General features: G+C 59.4%; 12 protein-coding genes. 1 reads left to right on the plus strand and 11 read right to left on the minus strand.

Going from position 1 to position 19,083, the window contains the following annotated elements:
• Positions 1-18: 18 nt before the first annotated feature.
• The 3 genes from ACLH0J_RS00385 to pbpC form a co-directional block, all read right to left on the minus strand.
• On the minus strand, positions 19-768 hold the full coding sequence (locus ACLH0J_RS00385) for a methyltransferase (protein WP_411390418.1): 750 nt from the start codon (positions 766-768) through the stop codon (positions 19-21).
• A complete protein-coding gene (locus ACLH0J_RS00390; RefSeq protein WP_411390419.1) occupies positions 761-1,069 on the minus strand; it encodes a MazG-like family protein in 309 nt (102 codons plus the stop codon). The genes ACLH0J_RS00385 and ACLH0J_RS00390 overlap by 8 nt, the downstream gene beginning before the upstream one ends.
• Positions 1,070-1,168: 99 nt before the next feature.
• Positions 1,169-3,499 carry a peptidoglycan glycosyltransferase PbpC gene (pbpC, locus tag ACLH0J_RS00395; RefSeq protein WP_411390420.1) on the minus strand — a complete coding sequence of 777 codons (2,331 nt, stop codon included), beginning with the start codon at positions 3,497-3,499 and terminating at the stop codon, positions 1,169-1,171.
• A gap of 99 nt (positions 3,500-3,598) precedes the next feature.
• Between pbpC and ACLH0J_RS00400 the strand changes: the two genes are divergently transcribed.
• A complete protein-coding gene (locus ACLH0J_RS00400; RefSeq protein ID WP_010567661.1) occupies positions 3,599-3,889 on the plus strand; it encodes a hypothetical protein in 291 nt (96 codons plus the stop codon).
• A 114-nt stretch (positions 3,890-4,003) separates the two neighbouring features.
• Here the strand turns inward: ACLH0J_RS00400 and ACLH0J_RS00405 are convergent, their stop codons facing one another.
• From ACLH0J_RS00405 to ACLH0J_RS00440, 8 genes are all read right to left on the minus strand, one after another.
• Positions 4,004-8,899 carry an alpha-2-macroglobulin family protein gene (locus ACLH0J_RS00405; RefSeq protein WP_411390421.1) on the minus strand — a complete coding sequence of 1,632 codons (4,896 nt, stop codon included), beginning with the start codon at positions 8,897-8,899 and terminating at the stop codon, positions 4,004-4,006.
• 220 nt (positions 8,900-9,119) lie between these two features.
• On the minus strand, positions 9,120-10,091 hold the full coding sequence (locus ACLH0J_RS00410) for a tetratricopeptide repeat protein (RefSeq protein ID WP_411390422.1): 972 nt from the start codon (positions 10,089-10,091) through the stop codon (positions 9,120-9,122).
• 136 nt (positions 10,092-10,227) lie between these two features.
• Positions 10,228-11,268 (minus strand): tetratricopeptide repeat protein, encoded by a 1,041-nt coding sequence (locus ACLH0J_RS00415; RefSeq protein WP_411390423.1) that lies wholly within the window; start codon positions 11,266-11,268, stop codon positions 10,228-10,230.
• A gap of 16 nt (positions 11,269-11,284) precedes the next feature.
• The gene (locus ACLH0J_RS00420) at positions 11,285-12,256 is read right to left on the minus strand and encodes a tetratricopeptide repeat protein (RefSeq protein ID WP_411390424.1); all 972 of its coding nucleotides are present in this window, start codon (positions 12,254-12,256) and stop codon (positions 11,285-11,287) included.
• Entirely contained in the window at positions 12,249-15,266 is a 3,018-nt protein-coding gene (locus ACLH0J_RS00425) for a hypothetical protein (protein WP_411390425.1), read from the minus strand. The genes ACLH0J_RS00420 and ACLH0J_RS00425 overlap by 8 nt, the downstream gene beginning before the upstream one ends.
• 1 nt (position 15,267) lies before the next feature.
• The gene (locus ACLH0J_RS00430; protein ID WP_411390426.1) at positions 15,268-16,101 is read right to left on the minus strand and encodes a DUF4123 domain-containing protein; all 834 of its coding nucleotides are present in this window, start codon (positions 16,099-16,101) and stop codon (positions 15,268-15,270) included.
• On the minus strand, positions 16,086-18,158 hold the full coding sequence (locus ACLH0J_RS00435; RefSeq protein WP_411390427.1) for a type VI secretion system tip protein VgrG: 2,073 nt from the start codon (positions 18,156-18,158) through the stop codon (positions 16,086-16,088). The genes ACLH0J_RS00430 and ACLH0J_RS00435 overlap by 16 nt, the downstream gene beginning before the upstream one ends.
• 81 nt (positions 18,159-18,239) lie before the next feature.
• Positions 18,240-18,758 carry an Hcp family type VI secretion system effector gene (locus tag ACLH0J_RS00440; RefSeq protein WP_411390428.1) on the minus strand — a complete coding sequence of 173 codons (519 nt, stop codon included), beginning with the start codon at positions 18,756-18,758 and terminating at the stop codon, positions 18,240-18,242.
• Positions 18,759-19,083 lie beyond the last annotated feature (325 nt).

Consider the following 19,083-nt stretch of genomic DNA (forward strand, 5'->3'; position numbering starts at 1 on the left):
CTCCGCAGACTGGGCCGCTTAAACCGGACGGCAGATCCAGTGCAAATAACGCCCAAGTCCGGCAAAGCTTGGGTGACGACGGTGAGCGAGTTCCATCTCCACAAGGTCCTGTAAATCGGCGCGGGCCTGGAACTCCACCGGCATGTAGTCGTGGAACACCCGCACGCCACTCTGGCTTTCGACCTGCCACAGCCCTTCGAGTTGCGCCGCCAGCTCGCGTGGGTCGAGGGGTTGTTGCGGGGTCAGGCTCTGCTTTTCGCCGGCCATGTCGTTCTTGCGCATTTTGCGGAAATGGCCTTTGAGCAGGTTGCGGTAAATCAACGCATCGCGATTGTAGAACGCCAGGGACAACCAGCCGCCGGGCACCGTGAGTTGGTGCAGCACCGGCAGGATCGCGTGGGGTTCGGCCAGCCATTCCAGCACCGCATGGCAGAGCACCAGGTCATAGGGTTCGGTGAGCTGGCCGAGCAGGTCTTGCCAGGGCGCCTGGATGAACGTCGCGCTCTGCCCGGCTTCGGCGAAACGTTGGCGTGCGCCTTCGAGCATGGGCGCGGCGGGTTCGGCCAGGGTCACCTGATGGCCGCGCTCGGCCAGCCACAGCGACATATGCCCCAGGCCCGCGCCGATATCCAGCACGCGCAACGGGCGCTCCGGCAGGGCTTCGGCGAGGTCGGCCTGGAGCACCGCCAAGCGAATCGCACCTTTGGCGCCGCCGTAGATCTTCTCGGCGAAGCGCGTGGCCAACTGGTCGAAATGGCGGTCAATCATGGGCAAACCGCCGTTCGCTGTCGGCCAGTTTGGCGCGCACCACCTCGTTCATGTCCAGGCCCAGCTCGCTGCACAGCAACAGCAGGTACAGCACGATATCGCCGACTTCCTGCCCGGCATGGGCGAGTTTTTCGGCGGGCAATTGGCGGGATTGGTCTTCGCTCAGCCATTGGAAAATCTCGACCAGTTCGGCCATTTCCACGCTGGCGGCCATGGCCAGGTTTTTCGGGCTGTGGAATTGTTTCCAATTGTTTGTATCGCGGATGCGGTGCAGGCGTTCGGTGAGGTGTTCGAGGTTCATGGTGGGCTCCTGAAGGGGTATAGCTTCGGGGGGATCCGCCGGGAAGGCAAGTGAATAGGGGGGGTCGTTGAGGACGCCATCGGGAGCAAGCCCCACAGTTCAATCGACGACGCTGAATTCGAGCCGGGCTGTCTGGCCGGCTTCGTCGAGGACGCTGAGCTGGTAGCGGCCCAATTGCTCGAAACTGGCGTTGATGAATTCCTGGTTGGCGCTGTCACCCAACGGCGCGCCATTGAGGAACCACCAGCGCCGGCCGCTGCCGCCCAACGCCGAGAGTTTCAGGTGCAGGGTTTGTTGGCTGCCAGCCGGCAGGCGCAGTTGATCGCCTTCGCGCACGCCGACGATCGACAGCGGCGACGACGCGGCCAGCGCCGGTGGCGGGCAATCGGGGTCGGCGGCCGGGATGCGCGCTTCACGGCGTTCGGCCCTGGGCAACCAGGGCTCCAGGGGCGCGGGCCACAGGGCGATGTTTTTTGGCTCGGCGCCCGGGCAATGGGCATCGACCCGCAGGCCCTTGGCGTTGACCCATACACTTTCCATCAGGCCCACGCTCAAGGGTTGATCCAACGCCTGCAAGGTCGGCGGCGTGGTGTTGTCCAGCGTCCAGGCAAAACGCTGGCGCCGGCAATTGGGGTCGCTGCGGCTCATGGGCTGGCCCAGCGGCCAACAGATGGCGGCCACGCCGACATTGGCCGGCACCGGTAACACCGGCGCGCGGATGCCGCGTTGGCTGTCACGGTTGGTCAACAGGTCGTGCACCTGCAACATCAACGGCGCCGCCGACGCCAAGCCGAACTGCCCCGGCACCGGCGTGCCGTCCGGCCGGCCGATCCACACGCCAATCAAGTAGCGCGGGCCCACGCCAATCGCCCAGGCGTCGCGAAAGCCGTAGCTGGTGCCGGTCTTCCAGGCCAGCACCGGGCGCTGCACCAGCTCGGCGCGCGGGTCGCGGTCCGGCCGCGCCTGACCACTGAGGATGCGCCGCACAATCCAGGCGGACCCTGGCGACAGTAGTGGGCGTTCTTTAAGCCCATCGTCCGGCTGCAATCGCAGGGTTGCAGACTTGCCGCCGCGGGCAAACGCGCTGTAACCGCTGACCAGGTCTTCCAGACGACTGCCCGCGCCGCCCAGGATCAGCGCCAGATTGGGCTCGGCCAGCACCGGCAGGGCCAACGGCATGCCGCCGATGCGCATCTGCGCGGCAAACCGTTTGGGCCCGTAGGCTTCCAGCAATTGCACCGCCGGCAGGTTCAGCGAACTGGACAACGCCGTACTGGCCGGCACTGCGCCGGTAAACCCCATGGAGAAGTTGCCCGGCCGGTAATCGCCATAACGCCGGGGCACATCCTGCAGCAACGATTCGGAATGAATCAGCCCGTCGTCCAACGCCATGCCGTAGAGGAACGGTTTCAAGGTGGAGCCTGGCGAGCGCAGCGCGCTGATCATGTCCACATGGCCAAAGCGCTTGGCATCGTTGATGTCCACCGAACCCAGGTAGGCGCGCACGGCCATGGTCTCTTCTTCCACCACCAGGATCGCGGCGGAGGTGTACTCCGGCAGACGTGCGCGCCAGCCCAGCAGCAAATCTTCGAGACGCCGTTGCAGGGTGGCGTCTAGGGTAGTGCGAATCAGTGGCGGGCTGTCGGGACGGTTCAGGCGGCGGGCGAGCAACGGTGCCAGGCTGGGTTCCAGGCGCGGGGCGAGCAGCAGCGGTTCTTGCAGGGCTTCATCCACCGCCGACTGCGGCCACACCTGGAATTCGCCGAGGCGGCGCAGCACCTTGTCGCGGGCTTGCTGGGCGCGCTGGGGGTGGCGGTCCGGGCGTAGGCGGCTCGGCGCCTGGGGCAATACCGCGAGCAGGGCGGCTTCGGCGTAGGTCAGTTGCGCGGGGGACTTGCCCAGGTACGCCCAACTGGCGGCCGCCACGCCCTGCAACGTGCCGCCAAACGGCGCGCGGTTCAGGTAGAGGTTGAGGATCTCGTCCTTGGACAGGTGCCACTCCAACTGCGCGGTGCGCCACAACTGGCGCAATTTGCCCAGGAAGGTGCGCGAGTGCGGGTCGAGCAGACGCGCGACCTGCATCGACAACGTGCTGCCGCCCGACACCACCCGTGCGCCCGTCAGGTTCTGCCAGCTCGCGCGCACCAGTGCCAGCGGGTTCACGCCGGGGTGTCGATAGAACCAGCGGTCTTCGTAGGTGAGCAACGCATCGAGGTAATACGGCGACACTTCACGGGTCTGCACCGGGTAACGCCACACGCCGTTGGCATCGGCGAACCGCCACAATGGCGTGCCATCCTCGGCCAGCACCACGCGCGCGAGGTCATCCTTGGGCAACGGCAACGGCCAGATGCGATCGGCCAGCCACAGCAGGGTCATCGTCAAGACCAGGCTCGCCAGGGTCCAACGGGCAACTAAACGCAAATTCAAGCGGTGAAACCTCTATGCTTCAAGGGAACTCGCCAGGTTGATAAACGACCAAAGGCTCAGTGCTGGCAATTTCGTCCACTCCTTCATCGAGACACACCTATGCAAGTAGACTTTTTCGGATGGTTGGGTCACACCCTTGGCCTGATCATCCACTACATCGTCGAGTTCTTCAGCGGCGTGTTCAACATGCTGTCCAACGCCGGCGGCGACTTTGTCGAAGGGATGTCCCGCGCACTGGGCATGGACACCTCGATCATCAGCATCCTCACACTGATCATCGGCCTGCTCTTCCTGTATTCGGCCGTACGCGCGTTCATGCGCGCCTCGATCATCATCGGCGTCATCTGGCTGATGCTCGGCCTGTGGCTGCTCAGTTGGGTCGTCCACTAACCCCCCGCCCCTGTAGGAGCGAGCTCGCTCGCGAAAACCCCAAGAACACCGCGTTCATCCAGCATTGCCCGCGTGATCGTTGACGACCTTCGCGAGCAAGCTCACTCCTACGGGTTATTTGCCCTTGATCACCAGGTCCGCCGGGGTTTCGCCTACCGCCTGCCAGTTCGGCCGATACATCGACTCCACCTGCGGCGGCGGCACGCGGTAGGTGCCGGGGGTCACGGCCCGTGCCAGGTACAGCAGATGCGTGGTGCCATAGCCATCGAGGTTCATCGCCGCCACATAGCGGTCATCGCGGAATTCCTGATGCTTGAGCGAGGCGTTCTGCATCGACTCACGCCATTGCTTGACCTGGCTGCTGGCGTTTTCCAGGCTGGCGGCGCTTTGGGCCAGGTTCTGGTTTTCCAGCTCCAGGCCCGCCGGCAGCAAGTCCACCACCAACGCATCCGGCACGCGCTGCTTGGCGCTCACCGCCAGATGCACCAGCACCAGATCGCCGCTGTTGAGAGTGCGCAGGTTCAGCGGCTGGCCGTTCATGCCCAGGTACTCGCGGCGGATGCTCAGGTTGTTGCCACCGGCGGCCGGCGGCACTTGTGGATAACCCGAGATCGTCAATTGCTGGTACACCGGCGCCTCGCCTTGATTGCTCAAGGTCAGGTCGCCCGACAGTTGCTGGCCGTCCAGTGCCAGGGTCGATTGTTGATTGTTCAACTCATGCGCACCGCCGCTGCCGGTGAGCGACACCTGCCAGTTCGCCTCGGGCTGGGCGAACCCAAGACGCCCGGCAAGGAACAGTGAATTACGCTCCTGGGTCGACAGATAAGGGCTGGCCGCCAACTGATCCGACAGCGTGAACAAGCGCTCCTCACGCTTGCCTTTGGCCAGGTCGTTTTCTTCCAGCAAGGCCAGGATCATCGCCTGGTCACGCAGTGGGCTGCCGTAGTCGGCCAGCCACTCATTGGCATTGCGCTGTGCCGCCAGACCGGCGAGCAGGGCCTGATCGGCACGCGGTTGATCGCCCATTTTCTGCAGGGCGATGGCCAACTGCACCAACGGCAACCCGGACCGCGCATCCGTGCGCCGCTCGAAGAGACTGCGCAACGCGCCCAACGGCGCCTGCTGACTGCGGGCCAGCACCATGCCGGCGTAGGCCTGCACGGCAAAGCGGGTGTGTTCGGCGTTGTCGCTGTAGGCGACTTCGATCAGGTTGCGTTCCTGCACATAACGCAACAGGCGTTCGCTGGCTTTCTTCAAGGCTTCAGGCGGTACGGCGAAACCCTGGTCGCGGGCACGCAGCAGGAAGTCGGTGACATAGGCCGTCAGCCAGTATTCTTCCTCGCCATCGGCGCCCCACAACCCGAAGCTGCCGTTGTAGCGCTGCATGCCCAGCAGGCGTTCGATGCCCAACTCGATCTTGCGTTTACGCTCGGCATCCGCCTCGCCCTTGACGCCCAGGCGCTTGAGCAAGGCATCGTCGGCATACAGCGACGGGTACAGCCCGCTGGCGGTCTGCTCCAGGCAACCATAGGGGTAGGCCTTGAGCGCGCTGATCTGCGCACCGAGGTTCAGCGGTGGCCGGCTCGACAGACTCAGCAACGCTTCACGCCCGGTGGCCTCGAACGAATCCAGGGTTCCGGCCGGCAGGCTCCACGGCTGGTCTTTAAGCACCGCACGGTAATGCTTGAGCAGCGCCGGGTACGCCGGGCGCACGCCCAGGGTCCATTCGCGGCTGAACGGCGGCAGGTTCTCGCCCGGCAGGTCCAGGCCATTGACCGTGACCTTGACCTTGCCTTGGCCCAAACCGCCCCAGGCGTTGACCGGGATGCGCAGGGTGGTGCGCTGGCCGGGCTTGAGGTCGACCGCTTGCGCGCCCGCGTTGACCAACTCCAACTGCCCTTCGGCGCTCAGTTGCACGGCGAGTTTCTGCGCTCGCCCCGATAGGTTGGACAGGTCCAGCGCCAAGGTGGTCTGGTCACCGCCGGCGAGGAAACGCGGCGCCGACAGCTCGGCAATCAGCGGCGCGGCGATGACGGTCTTGCCTTCGGCCATGCCGTAGCGGTCGTCGCTCCAGGCCTGGGCCATCAGGCGCAGCTCGCCGTTGAAGTCGGGAATGTTGACGCTGACTTCGCCCTCGCCCTGCGCGTTCAATGTCACCGGCGCGCTTTGCAGGGCGACGATGGTGACGCTGGTGTCCGGGCGTTTGCCGCCCTTGGCCAACGCCGCGTCACCGCCGAAGGCCAGGCTGGCCAGCCGGCCCTGCCCGGCTTCGATCAACTGGCCATAGATGTCGAACTGGTCCACCCCATAGGCCTTGCGACCAAACAGGCTGGAGTACGGATCGGGCGTGGGGTATTCGGTGATATTGAGGATGCCCACATCCACCGCCGCCACCAGCACATGCACCTGCCTGGGCACGCTGCCGTCGGCATTCTTGGCGGCGATCTTCACCGTCAGGGCTTGTTTGGGACGCATTTTTTCCGGTGCGGTGAGGGTCAGCGCGAGCTTGCGTTGGGTGCGATCCAGCGGCAGGTGCAGCAGACCCACTGCGCGTTTGGGCGTGATATTGGCCTTGCGCTCGCCGGGACGGATCACCAGGGCGCTGACGTACAGGTCATGGCGCGACCATTTCGGGTCGAGCTTCACGGCGAAGCTTTTGCCCTCGGCCGGCACATCAATGGCCTGCCACCACAGCGGTCCTTCGGCGGATTCCACCAGCAGGTAGCCTTTACCGGCGGCCGGCGGCGTCACCGTGACGTTGGCGGTATCGCCGTCGCCATAGGCCGGTTTATCCAGCGCCAACTTGACCTGGTCGGGGCGCACGGCGCCGCCTTCGGTGTTGTCCTGAGCCTGGTAGCCGGCCCAGAAACGCAGGCTGCTGACCAGGCCGGTCTGCGGGTCTTCGACCTCGACACGGTACGGGCCCCACTCCACCTGGAAGCTGACCTTGGCGGTGTCGCCGGCCTTGATGTTCAGGGACTGCTCGTCGAGGTTGAGGAATTTTTCGTTGTAGTGGTAGCTCCAGCCATCGCTGTCGGAGTAGTTCCAGTAGTAATCGCGGCGCTCGCGCACCAGGCGCACCTTGAGGTTCTGCGCGGCGAGTTTCTGGCCGTCCTGATTGGCCAGCAGCACTTCAAATTCCACCGGACCATCACCGTTGGTTTCCTTGCCGTCAAACAGCCCGCGCAGGCCCGGCAGTTGCTCCGCCGGCCAGATCGGCTGCACCAGGCGCCGCGTGATCGGCCGCCCGCCGGACTCCTGCAGGCTGGCTTGCACGATCAACTGCAAGGGGGATTTGGCCTCGGCCCATTTGCTTTCCAGGGTCAGGTCTTCCTGGCCGTTGGCGTCGAGCACGCTTTCGTCCAGCTCGAAATCCTGGCTCAGCTCTTCCTCGGTGACGGAGCCGAATTGATAGCCCGGCAGCGACTTCACCGCCTCGCGCAACGGCCGCACATAGACTTGCCCACTGACCCGGTTGCCCGACGCCGGCGCGCCGTAGAGGTAGCGGCCATTGACGTGGATGACCGGGCTGTCCGCCGGGCTCAGTGCCGTGTCGCTGCCCTTGAGCTCCAGCGCCAGGCGCTCGGGCAGGAAGTCTTCGACGAGGAATTCATACAACTGCGGCTTGCCGTCACCCAGGTCGAACACCAGTTGCCAACGCCCGGTCGGCGCTTCGCCGGCCAGTTGCAGTTGATATTGATAGAGGCCGGACGCGTCGGCGTCCCAGACGAACTTGCGGCTCACCTGTTCATCTGGGCGCCGCACTTCGACGCTCACCGGTTGCGGCTTGACCGCGTTGCCATCCTTGTCGCGCAGCAGCGCATTGAGCAGCACGGTTTCGCCGGGGCGATACAAATCCCGCGGGCCAAACACAAAGAACTGCAGCGGATGCGACGGCTGGCCGCCGATGTCGAACTCCGCCAGGTCGAGGGCGGCACTGTCCAGACGCAGCAGGCTGGTCTGCTCGCCTTGCTTGGCCAGCAACACCTGGGCCTTTTTCGGCAACGGCAACTCGGCGTGGCCGCCCTTTTCGGTCTTACCCTGGCCAAGCACACGGCCATCGGCATCGAGCACTTCAAGGTCGACGCCATCCAGGGCCTTGCCGCCTTCCAACGCCTGGGTAAACACATCCAGGCGATTGGCGTAACGGTGCACCGACAGGCCGATGTCACTCAGGGTGAACAACGTGGCCGGTTGCGAATAGTTGTAAGTGCCCGACGCGCGCATGACTGCCAGGTACACACCGGGTTGCTGCAATGGCTTGAGGCCGGCGATGGGCAGCAACAGGGTTTCGCGGGTATTGCGTGCCGGGTTCAGGTCGAAACGCCCGCCGTAGACCAGATCGGCCATCGGCAGCAGTTCGCGGGATTCATAACTTTGCAGGCTGGTATTGCGCCCCCACTGCGCCAGGAACGACGGCAGGGATTCGGGCTTGATGCGGAAGAATTCGACGTCGATCTTGTCGACGTTCAGCGCGATCACCGGCAAGCCTTCGGCCAAACGCGTCGGCAACAACGTGCCCCGGCTGGCGAAGCCGACGGTGGCTTGCAGATCACGGGTTTCCAGGCGGGCGCTGTATTCGGCGGCGAGCGTATTGCCATTGACCGCCTTGACCCCGGCGTCGACCGTCAGCACCAGCTTGCGCTGCGGCTCCAGATGGCGCAGGCGCAGCTCCATCAGGTTATCGGAAAGCTCCCAGGCGCCATCGACCTTGCCGGACTTGGCATCCACCAGATGCAGCGTGTCAGCGAACTTCTGCTCGGGGTCCAGGGGAATGGAAAAACTCACCGACAACGTACTGGCCCCATCGAGCTGCACCTCGGACACATCCACCACACTCAACTCACGCCCGGCATAACGCTGCTTCAACGCCGCCACATCCACCACCGCCTTGGCCGGCTGCGGCGCCGTTGCCACGGAAGGCGTCGGCGGAGCCACCGGCTTATCGGAAGAATCGCACGCACTCAGCAGGGCCAACGCACAGGCCAGGAACAGTCCTTTGTTAAGCATGGGGCACTCGTAATCAGGGGGAACCGAGGGATGAACTATAGATCAGCGCCGACCAGACTGATGAGGCGCTGGTCACATTGACCGACGGGGGGTGGTTTGGTTCTCGAACACCGGCAAACCCAGCCAAATCCCACACACATCGATACTCGGAGGCCTGGACCGTCAGCGTCATTTTCCGAAGCAACCGCAGGGGCATCGTCATGAGGTTTTAGTCCAAGGGTCAGTACCCGTAGATGGGGTCGAAATAGGAAAGTGGGGGGTGGGGTTTTTCCCATTCTTCAGCAAAAGCTATTCCTTGCCGGATTTCCTGTTCATTCATCTTTTCAGCAATTCTTGGAAGGTTTCTCTTGCCATCTTCTGGCCCAACACCTCCTCCTTCAAGTTTAGAAAGCATATAAGTCAAGCCATAAGCCTTCACTAGATCAAGAGGAAGCCCGTATCTTTCGGGCAAGTGCGCTATATTTAGAGCGTAACTTACCATAGCTTCAATATGTCCTGCCTCAGCAGTTTTCTTAAGCCAATATCCAACATCCGCCTCACTGCCGCCATGCTCATATAGGAAATTGGCATACAAATACATTCCCGGCGGAAAACCGTTCTCCGCCGAAGCCTTAAACCATTTTCCAATGGCCTTCTCACGGCTACCAGGAATAAGAAACCAACCTCCGCCACCTTTATAAGCACTGGCTAATAGTTGCTGGCCGAATCCATCTCCCGCCTCGGCAGCTTTTTCTAACCATGCCAGACCTTGGTTGGCCGTAAAAAGTACAATCATTGCTTCCGTGTCACCTTTTTCGACACGCTCACGAGCAATTTTTATTGCCTGTTTTCGCCATTGTTCGCCGGACTTTCCAGTGCAAGTCCCCATATAACGGCATAAGTCATCCTTACTGCTAAGACGGAGCATGGAGTAAAGATCACCCTGTTCGGCGGCAGCTTCATACCATTTTCTTGCTTCAGTAGTGGTGTACCAACTACTAAGCCGAATAGCCTCGCCTAGATAATATTGAGCCGTCCGATCTCCAGCTTCTTCGGCAATGCGCAGTAAAGGTTGAGAGTCGTACCAATCGCTTTGATTATAAAGCTCGAGACCTTTGTCCTTGGCTGCCTGTTGCTCGTGCATCAACTGGGCAAGTGCAAAGGATGAAAAAAATAACGTTAACACAGTGCTGATTACGACTTGATTAAGCATCACCCCACCCCTTATAAATTTGCATTTTCGCCAAACATTTTTATTTTTCCTTACACTCTATGACACCCAAATATATAAAACGCAGAACTCAACCAATAAAAACTCAAGAAACTCTCTTCACATTACCATAACGTACTCAATACCCATAAACCGGTTCAAAATAAGACAATGGAGGATGGCTACTTTCCCACTCAGCCGCAAACTCTACACCCTGACTTATTTGATCCGGTGTCATATGCCTGGTAAGTTCTGAAAGAGTCTCTCTACCTTCTTTTGGCGCGGCGCCACCGCCTGAAAGCTTGGAAATGAGATATGCCAGACCATAAGCCTTCACTAGATCCAACGGATACCCATAGCTATCTGGCATATGCGCAACATTTAGAGCATAGCTTCCCATTGCATCAATATGTCCAGCTTCAGCGGTTTTCTTAAGCCAATATCCGACATCGGCCTTGCTTCCGCCATGTTCATATAGAAAATTTGCATATAAATACATTCCCGGCGGAAAACCGCTCTCCGCCGATGCCTTAAACCATTTCTCAATGGCTTTTTCACGGTTGCCCGGAATAAGAAACCAACCTCCGCCACCTTTATAAGCACTGGCTAATAGTTGCTGGCCGAATCCATCTCCTGCCTCGGCAGCTTTTTCTAACCATGCCAGACCTTGGTTAGCGGCAAAAAGTATAATCATTGCTTCCGTGTCACCTTTTTCGACACGCTCACGAGCAATTTTTATTGCCTGTTTTCGCCATTGTTCGCCGATCTTTCCATTGCAAGTCCCCATATAACGACATAAGTCGTCTTTGCTGCTAAGGCGAAGCATGGCGTAAAGATCACCTTGCTCAGCGGCAGCTTCATACCATCTTTTTGCTTCGGCAGTGGTGTACCGTTTACTAAGTCGAATAGCCTCCCCTAGATAATATTGAGCCTGTCTATCGCCCGCTTCCGCTGCCGTCTTTAGGAGTGGTTGAGAATCGTACCAGTCACTTTGTTTATATAGTGCAACCCCGCGGTCTTTAGCCGCTTGTTGCTCCGGTGTAAACTGGGCAGCGGCTGCGCTCGAAAACAATAGAGTAAAGACGGTGCTGACAACAATGTAATTAATCAATGTTTGGCCCTTTATAGACTGTCTTGATTTCTTAAACAGGTAGGGCTTGCCGGTGTCGGCGAGCACCATTCCTGTTCATACAAACTCAGTAACCGAAAATGGGGTGAAAATAGGAAAGCGGGGGATGGTTTTTTTCCCACTCCTTAGCAAAAGCTATGCCCTCCTGGATTTCCTGTTCATTCATCTTTTCAGCGATTCTTGGAAGATTTCTTTGACCATTCTCAGGTGCAGTGCCACCGCCCTCAAGCTTGGAGAGCAAGTAAGTCAACCCATAAGCTTTTACCAAGTCGAGTGGATACCCAAGCTCATCAGGCAGATGAGCAAGTCGAACTGCGTAGTTGCTAACCCCAGTAATATATCCGCCCTCTGCTGACCTCTTAAGCCAATGTGCGACCTCTTTCTTATCGCCATTCTTTTCATACAACAGATTTGCATAGGAGAACATTGCTTCTGGATCCCCACCTTCTGCCGAAGCTTTGAACCATCGTTCAACAGCCTTTTCTCGGTTTCCAGGAATTAAGAACCACCCATATCCATCCTTGTAAGCGTTCGCTAATAAGTTCTGAGCATAGCTATCTCCTGCATCAGCGGCTTTTTCTAACCATCCCAATCCTCGTCCGGCGGTATAAAGGACTGTCATTGCCTCTGTGTCGCCTTTTTCCGCGCGTTCAAAGGCAATTTTAAGTGCCTGTTGTCGCCAGTCTTTTCCAGACTTTTCATTGCATGTACCCATATACTTGCATAAGTCATCCTTACTGCTAAGACGGAGCATGGAGTAAAGATCGCCCTGTTCGGCAGCGGCTTCATACCATTTTCTTGCTTCAGCAGTGGCGTGCCAATTACTGAGTCGAATAGCCTCGCCTAGATAATATTGAGCCTGTCTATCGCCCGCTTCTGCTGCCGTCTTTAGGAGTGGTTGAGAATCGTACCAGTCACTTTGTTTATATAGTGCGACCCCACGGTCTTTTGCCGTTTGTTGCTCCTGTGTAAGTTGGGCAATGGCCGCGCTCGAAAACAATAAAGTAAAGATAGTGCTGGCAATGACTTGATTAATCAATGTTTGGCCCCTTATAGACTGTCTTGATTTCTTCAACAGGTGCGAAAGCTGGTCCTGCATATGTCTTACTGTACTCGCAATAACCATTCAACCGTTCCCCTAAAGTCGTTACACACTGACGATATCTAGCTCTGATATCGTTGTTATCTCTATCGAGCACCCAGATTTTTTCAGCCATGAACAAATCAAGTCGCGCCTTATTTTTACAATAGGCTAGGCCTGCCGATATCGGGCGAGTGCCATCCCTGTTCATACAAATGACTGCCTCTTCAAACTGCTGACAAGCGTCGGACTTGCGTGATATCCATCCAACGCATCTTTCGATTGCTTGTTGTTGCAATAGGTGGGCTTGGGTCTCATTAAAACTACGGACACCTCGCTCCTCTGTTACTGAAAAGGATTTGGGCGCGCTACTCAACGCCAACAGTAGCGGTCCAAAAGCCTGAGGCTGCAGGTTCCGCACCCAATCCTCCATAACTCTCTGAGTTCTATTTTGAACCAACTTATAAGCAATCAGCCCCCCACGCCCCCCATCCGTAAGTTGCCCATAAACCTCCTTAACCACCGCATACCCACGCACATACACAAATGCAACATCGACCCCTACAGCCCCCAGGAAACTCAAGTTTCTGACATAAGCCAATGCTTCACCGTCGACCCAATCAAGGTCCTGATAGCGATTTGCGGCCATTTCCTTGCGCACCAGTTCGAGCAGGGCGATGACGCTTTCATATCCCACTTCAAAGGTCATATAGCCTTTGAAGCCAACCCCCCAGACCAATGAACCTTTTAGGGACAGCAGGAAACGCCCGCCTTCAATACGCAGTTTCAGGTTGCCAGAGAAACTGGCGCCCACAGCCGCTGCGACTTCCATGTCGAGTTTGGCCAATGGACGCCACTGGCTGTCGAACGCGCGATTGGGAATCGGGGCGGGGGGGAGAATGCCGGGAGGTGGGCACCAGAATAATTGGCCGCTGAGTTTGCAGCCGGCCTGGGCGCCGACGAATAGGTCGAACTTGGCCAGGTCGCCGGATCGTTCCGCGATGTCGATGCCCGAGAGGCTGGTGTAGCCCGTGGCCTGGTCGAGGGTCAGGTCTCGGGCGAGCATCAGGCCGGCGCCGGCGAAGCCCCAGGCTTTGGCGCTGAGGTCGAGCGACAGCTTGCCAAAGTCGACCGTGCGCACACTGCCGTCATAGGCGGTGTAGTCGGCTGTCAACGATTGCGCTTTGCTTCGTTTCGGCAGTTCGAGGTTCAACAGGGTGACTTCACCCCGCCATCCCGCTACGTCCAGATTGACCTTGGCGCTGGCCATTTGCGGGCCGTTGTTCCATGTGGGGCCTTCCAGCTTGACCCCGGCCTGCAGGCTGCTGCCTTCGGGTAGCAAGCAGCGCACAAGTTGGGCCTGGGGGCTGTTGTCGAAGAGCATCAGATTGCGTAGTTGTTTGTCCTCGAAAATCATGGCCTTGAGGGTATTGCCCCAGCGCTCGCGTTTGTCGGCTGCTTCCAGGCTTTCAACCTTGAAGTTGGCGGTTTTCAGCGCGGCAAAAAAGCGGTCCGGGAGGAACAACCCGGCACTGTCAAACCAGGGGCCCTTTTCATCCAGTGGATGGGCGCCCCCGGCCTTCAGCCAATCGCTGAAGACGCGGTCATCGTCCGCTGCTCTGGCTAAGGATTTGGGCAGCGATTTCAGATCCTCGAGGGCTTTGCCCAGCGCGCCACCGGTTTCCCGGGCGAGGTACTTGAGGCTGATATGGTTTAGCAAGTCGTCGGATGAGGCGCTGCTCATCTCCCGCAAGGGAATATTCGCCTTGGCCAACCGTTCGATGGCGTTGGGTTTGTAGCTTTCCGGATCCCAGACAAAAAGCCGTGGCGGCAACGCCCACCGTACCGTGCCCTCGGCGGTGTTTCTGATCTGCTCGTCCTCTTTGTTCAGCTCATGCCACTGCTCTTGAAGGTCGGCGAACAGCACGCCGGGCGGTGCAGCCTTACCCGCAGTCGCCGAGACCCACTCTTCGTAACGCGCTTCAATACTTCGCTCCAGGAGGGCGCGTTTGCTCTGCAGTTTCATGTAGGCCTGGAACGCCTCAGTGCCTTCATATTGGTCATCGGGGCTGAGTGCAAATTCGGGCACGGCAATACCGCATTCGGCGAGTTCGACGATGGCATTGATGTACGTTGCCATCACTGCTTCAAGCGTCAGGATGTTGATTTGCAGGCTTTTGAGCGCTTTCTCGTCGACGATCCCGGTTTCCAGGAATGTTTTCTGAAAGGCCTTGTATTGCTTCAGGTGCTCCCAGGCGGACTCGACCGTCTTCGTGCCCGGATCGAACATCCTGAAACCATGAGCCTTGGCTTTTTTCCGTTCGGCCAGGTATCGATCCATCGCGTCCCGGGCCTGTAAGGCGCGCGGGGTATAGAACACGCCGTTCTCACGCTTGTAGCCCAAGGCTTCGGCACGTGCGCTGGAAATTTTTTCCAGATCGGCCATGCGCTTTTGATTTTTTTCGATGCGTTTTTGAGCGGCAAACATCTCGCGCTCGGCGTGCATCGCTGCGGTGCTGTCGCCACTCGCTTTAGCCGCGTCCCAATCCCGACGGCATTGAGCTGTCTTGGCGGTGTCATCGGAGATGGCCTCTCTGGACTGGGTATAGCGGCCGAGTTCTCCGGTTTCGCCATCGGTACTTTCCAGGAACGCTTCCGGTCCTGGGGTGAGGAAATAATCCAGCAAACCTGCGTCGGCAATGTTGCTCATGCGGGTGGCTTTGTCGGTGTCGACCGTCTTCTTTTTGAGTGCGCTGACACTTTCCTGTAGCTGCTCGGCCAGGCGTTTGGGCAGCAACCAGAACCGTCGCTGTCCGGTGACGTAGATGATGTCGTAGAAGCTCGTGCTGCAGTCGGGCGTTTTATCGGCGCAGAATGTTTCGAGATCGACGGGAACGCCTGACATTTCCGGCGGGAGAACGACAGGCGCCTGCTGTGTGTTTGCTTGGGTTTCGGATGTGTCTGTCATTTCAAACCTCCAACCGCTGTACTTTTTCGAAGGGCGGCAGGTTGCTGCTCAGCACACTCATGATTTCGGGACGTTCTTGCCAAGCGCACTGGCTGAGATGGGGCAGTAGACGTTCGAGGTGACGTCCTTCATCGATGCCCTTTTCTACAAGCAGGCCCAAGTTGTCGAACACCGTCGGCAGCTGTTCATCGCGTAGCGTCTGGGCTGACTCCGCTTCGCGTGCGCGCACCCAATACCACCATCGAGTGCCTTCGGCGGCAGTCAATGTGCTGTCATCCAGCAGCAACGGCTGGTCATGCGCCGCTGAATATTCATGGGGTGGCGGTGGCTGTTCCCAGATCCGCCAGGCTCGTTCGCTGGGGTGAGCGGGTGGGGTGAAAACGCTGTCCCAAGGGCCATAAAGCCTGTGCGTGGACGTGGTCAACGCCAATGCAATCCAAAAGGCCGGGTCGTAGTATCTGGCCAACACCTCACCCTGCCGACGACAGCTCATTCGCAGCAGGCGTTGAGCGTGCAGGAAGGCAGCTTCCGGTTTGGCGCCGCAACTGAGGAGGAGACCGGAGCGGTTGTTCCGGCATAGCTCGATGGCTTTGGATGCCACCGGGCTCCCTGGTTTCAAGGGCACCCAGAGCGGGCTGACATCGCTCATGTCAACGAATGGGGTATTTCGAAAGAGTCGGTCAATGCCGCTGATACCGTCCTGTTGGTAGAGCTGCTCCAGCGCGCGGGGTTGGCGCACCGTGTCGATGATGCAATACAGCGAGCGGCTTGCGATGTTTGACCACGGTTCCGCAGCGCTCGGCTGCTTGAGCACTGTATTCAGCCAGGTAGACATGGGCAGACCTCCCGTGTGCACACACCATTGGCTTGCTTGCCACAAATGGGGACAAGGGGAACCCCTTGGGTGCTTTTTCGTATAAATGGATTGAGCATGGCGGGGACCAGTAGCTGGCCGGCCTTGTCCGCATCCACCGCCTTCAACAGCCCCGGCAACAACGGCGCTGCCCCCGTGCCATTGCCAGGGCTGCCCCCGGAATTCAGATTCGTCGCCGGCCCGCTGATCCACACGCCGCTGGGGTCGATCTTGATAAAACTCCCGCCGGCCTTGAGCGTCAGTTCCATACCGGCTTCCAGCATGGCCTTCAGCCCGCTGCTCAGGTGAATCTCCTGGCCTGCCTCGACGAATAGCCCCGTGCCGATCTTGATGTGCTGATTCAGCGCCACCGTGAGGTGATCGTCCGCCTGTGTTTGAACCTTGCGGTCGGCGTGGACGGTGTGGTGCTCCTCGGCCTTGAATTCGCTGTAGGCGTTCTTCTCGACCGTGTCGTGGCGTTCGTTGCCGACGCGGATCTTTTGGTCGTGTTCGATGTTTTCATCCCAGTCGCGCTGGGCGTGCAGGAAGATTTGTTCCTGGCCTTTTTTGTCTTCGATGCGCAGTTCGTTGAAGCCACTGCCACCCGGTGAGCTGAGGGTTTTGAATACGGTGCGGGTTTTATTCGCGGGCAGCGGATACGGAACCGGGTGTTCCTTGTGATACAGGCAGCCGCTGATCAGCGGTTGGTCGGGGTCGCCTTCGAGGAAGGTCACCAGCACTTCCATGCCGACGCGGGGGATGGCGATGCCGCCGTAGCGGGCGCCGGCCCAGGCGGACGAGACGCGCAGCCAGCAACTGCTGTGGTCGTCGCCCTGGCCTTCGCGGTCCCAGTGGAATTGCACTTTGACGCGGCCGTATTCGTCGCAGTGGATCTCTTCGCCTTGGGGACCGGTGACCACGGCGGTTTGGCTGCCGAGGATGCGCGGTTTGGGATGGTTCAGCGGCGGGCGGTAGAACACGTCCCACGGGGTGGCGAGAAAACGGTTGCGGTAGCCCTGGTGGAAATCGTCATCGGGGGTGTCGCTGGTGATCGACTCTTCCAGGACCTGCGGCTGTTTGCCTTCGTGGATGACTTCGGTCAGTAGCCACAGGTCATTCCAGCGGGCCTTGGGGTGGTGGGTCAGGGGTAGGAAATGGCCGCTGAGCAGCAGCGGTTGATCGCTTGTGCCTTCGGCGAGCCGGTAGTCGCTGCGGTGGCGTTCGAGGGCGCGCTTGGCCAGGTGCCTGCCGCGTTGGCTGTCGTGGAAACGGCCGGGGTAGTCGTAGTCTTCGAGGTCGGGTAGGGCGTCGCTGCGCTCGTCGCCTTCGAGGCTGACGCGCGGGATTTCAAAGTGGTAGTCGCGGCGGGTGGTGCGGCTGGTGCGGGTTTCCAGGCGCAGGCCGAAGTGCTTGATGACCGGTTCGCTGGCGACCAGGCCGGAGTCTTGCTGGTAGGCCACGGGGGTGAGCCTGGGGAACACCGTCTGGTCGTCGCCGAACACGACTTTGTGGGCCGTGGCGCTGTGCTGGAAGTGGTAGTGAATCCCTTCTTCTTCGCACAGACGCTGGATGAACTGCAGGTCGGATTCGTCGTATTGAACGCAGTAATCGCGTGTGGGATACGTCGTGCCCAGGTGAAAGGTGTAGGCATTGCTCTGGATGCCATGTGCTTCGAGAACCTGGGCAATGATGCTGGGCACCGTGAGGTTCTGGAAGATGCGCTGGTTGAAGCGGTGCGCGAGGTACGCCAGTTGCGGGCGCAGGGTCATCGAGTAACGGCTCAGACGCTTGCCGGCGTCGCCCTGGGCCACGCGATAAACCTGGCCATGAATGCCGCGGCCGTCCGGTGCGAGCTGCAAAAAAGCCGGCTTGTGCAGCAGGCTCTCGAGGTCGAGCGACGAGTGTTCACTGACCAGTTCAAGGTCGAACGCGAACGGTTGGCTGATGGCTTCGCGTCCCGTCAGGGAAAGGACTAGAAGCTCGTATTTGAGCCCCTTGAGGGCGAGGCTGAAGTGGGTCTGGTCGGCTGGTGCGAACATCCCGTTTTTCCTTCTGTCATGCCGCGAAAAAAACGACATCGGCCAGTGCGGCTGGCCGATGTCCCGCAGGGTCAGCCAGGCTTAGCCAGTGACCGGCGCGCGCCAGTCATCGGAGCCGGAAGTGCCGGATACTTCATGGGTCCAAGTGATTTTGCGGTAGGTGAATGCAACGTCTTCCAAGTGAGTGAAATGCGCGTTCGCCGGGTCCTGGCAGTTGTGCATGTGGTCCTTGATATCGACGATGATTGCGTCCTCAAGCTTGGTGGTGAAGTAGTGCTCCTGGGTACCGGCCGCCGAGGTGCGGTACCACTGGATGGTGATTTCGCTCAGGCGCTCGCCGGAGGTGAGGGCCGCGAGCAGCAGCGGCGAGGATTTATCGAAGACCTTGGTGATCTTGACGGGCTTGTGCACGCGCTGGCCGGTGGGCTGGCCGGACTGCGGATCGCGGGGGATGATCACTTCGTGACTGAAACCCTGGACCATGACCTGGTCTTCGTGACCTTCCTGATAGGTGTTGCCCACCGAGTCGGCAGTGAAGGCCCCGGCGGTGATCAGACCTTGTTTGGTGCCGGTGATGGACATGTAAGCGGGGGTTGCCATGGAGATGCTCCTTGCTTGAAAAATGAAGGTGCCCAAGGGGCGAAATTGCCCGTTGGGGAGCGTCTTCATATCAAACAGCGTGCCAAGACAAATAATTGCTATACAGAACAGTGACTTAGCTTAAAAAAGGCAGACAAAACAGCTTTTTTGGACGAAAAAAGGCGAAAAAGTGCGCAAGAAGTTGCACAGTGCTGTGCAACTTCTTGCGCACTTGGCTGTAGCCCTTGTTAATCAAGGGCTGTAGAGGATTTAGGGGTGATTTTTCAGCTTTTTACTGTGCAACTTTTTGCCATGTGGGGTGAGTGACGAAATAGGCTTTGCATGG

The sequence above is a fragment of the Pseudomonas sp. MPB23 genome, assembly GCF_046605395.1.
Classification (GTDB): domain Bacteria; phylum Pseudomonadota; class Gammaproteobacteria; order Pseudomonadales; family Pseudomonadaceae; genus Aquipseudomonas.

What these genes read in the sequence shown, in the direction of transcription:
- ACLH0J_RS00390 (WP_411390419.1), bottom strand. Translation starts at nt 1,069, where the DNA reads ATGAACCTCGAACACCTCACCGAACGCCTGCACCGCATCCGCGATACA.
- ACLH0J_RS00440 (WP_411390428.1), bottom strand. Translation starts at nt 18,758, where the DNA reads ATGGCAACCCCCGCTTACATGTCCATCACCGGCACCAAACAAGGTCTG.
- ACLH0J_RS00425 (WP_411390425.1), bottom strand. Translation starts at nt 15,266, where the DNA reads ATGACAGACACATCCGAAACCCAAGCAAACACACAGCAGGCGCCTGTC.
- ACLH0J_RS00415 (WP_411390423.1), bottom strand. Translation starts at nt 11,268, where the DNA reads ATGGTGCTCGCCGACACCGGCAAGCCCTACCTGTTTAAGAAATCAAGA.
- ACLH0J_RS00410 (WP_411390422.1), bottom strand. Translation starts at nt 10,091, where the DNA reads ATGCTTAATCAAGTCGTAATCAGCACTGTGTTAACGTTATTTTTTTCA.
- ACLH0J_RS00385 (WP_411390418.1), bottom strand. Translation starts at nt 768, where the DNA reads ATGATTGACCGCCATTTCGACCAGTTGGCCACGCGCTTCGCCGAGAAG.
- ACLH0J_RS00405 (WP_411390421.1), bottom strand. Translation starts at nt 8,899, where the DNA reads ATGCTTAACAAAGGACTGTTCCTGGCCTGTGCGTTGGCCCTGCTGAGT.
- ACLH0J_RS00430 (WP_411390426.1), bottom strand. Translation starts at nt 16,101, where the DNA reads ATGTCTACCTGGCTGAATACAGTGCTCAAGCAGCCGAGCGCTGCGGAA.
- ACLH0J_RS00435 (WP_411390427.1), bottom strand. Translation starts at nt 18,158, where the DNA reads ATGTTCGCACCAGCCGACCAGACCCACTTCAGCCTCGCCCTCAAGGGG.
- ACLH0J_RS00400 (WP_010567661.1), top strand. Translation starts at nt 3,599, where the DNA reads ATGCAAGTAGACTTTTTCGGATGGTTGGGTCACACCCTTGGCCTGATC.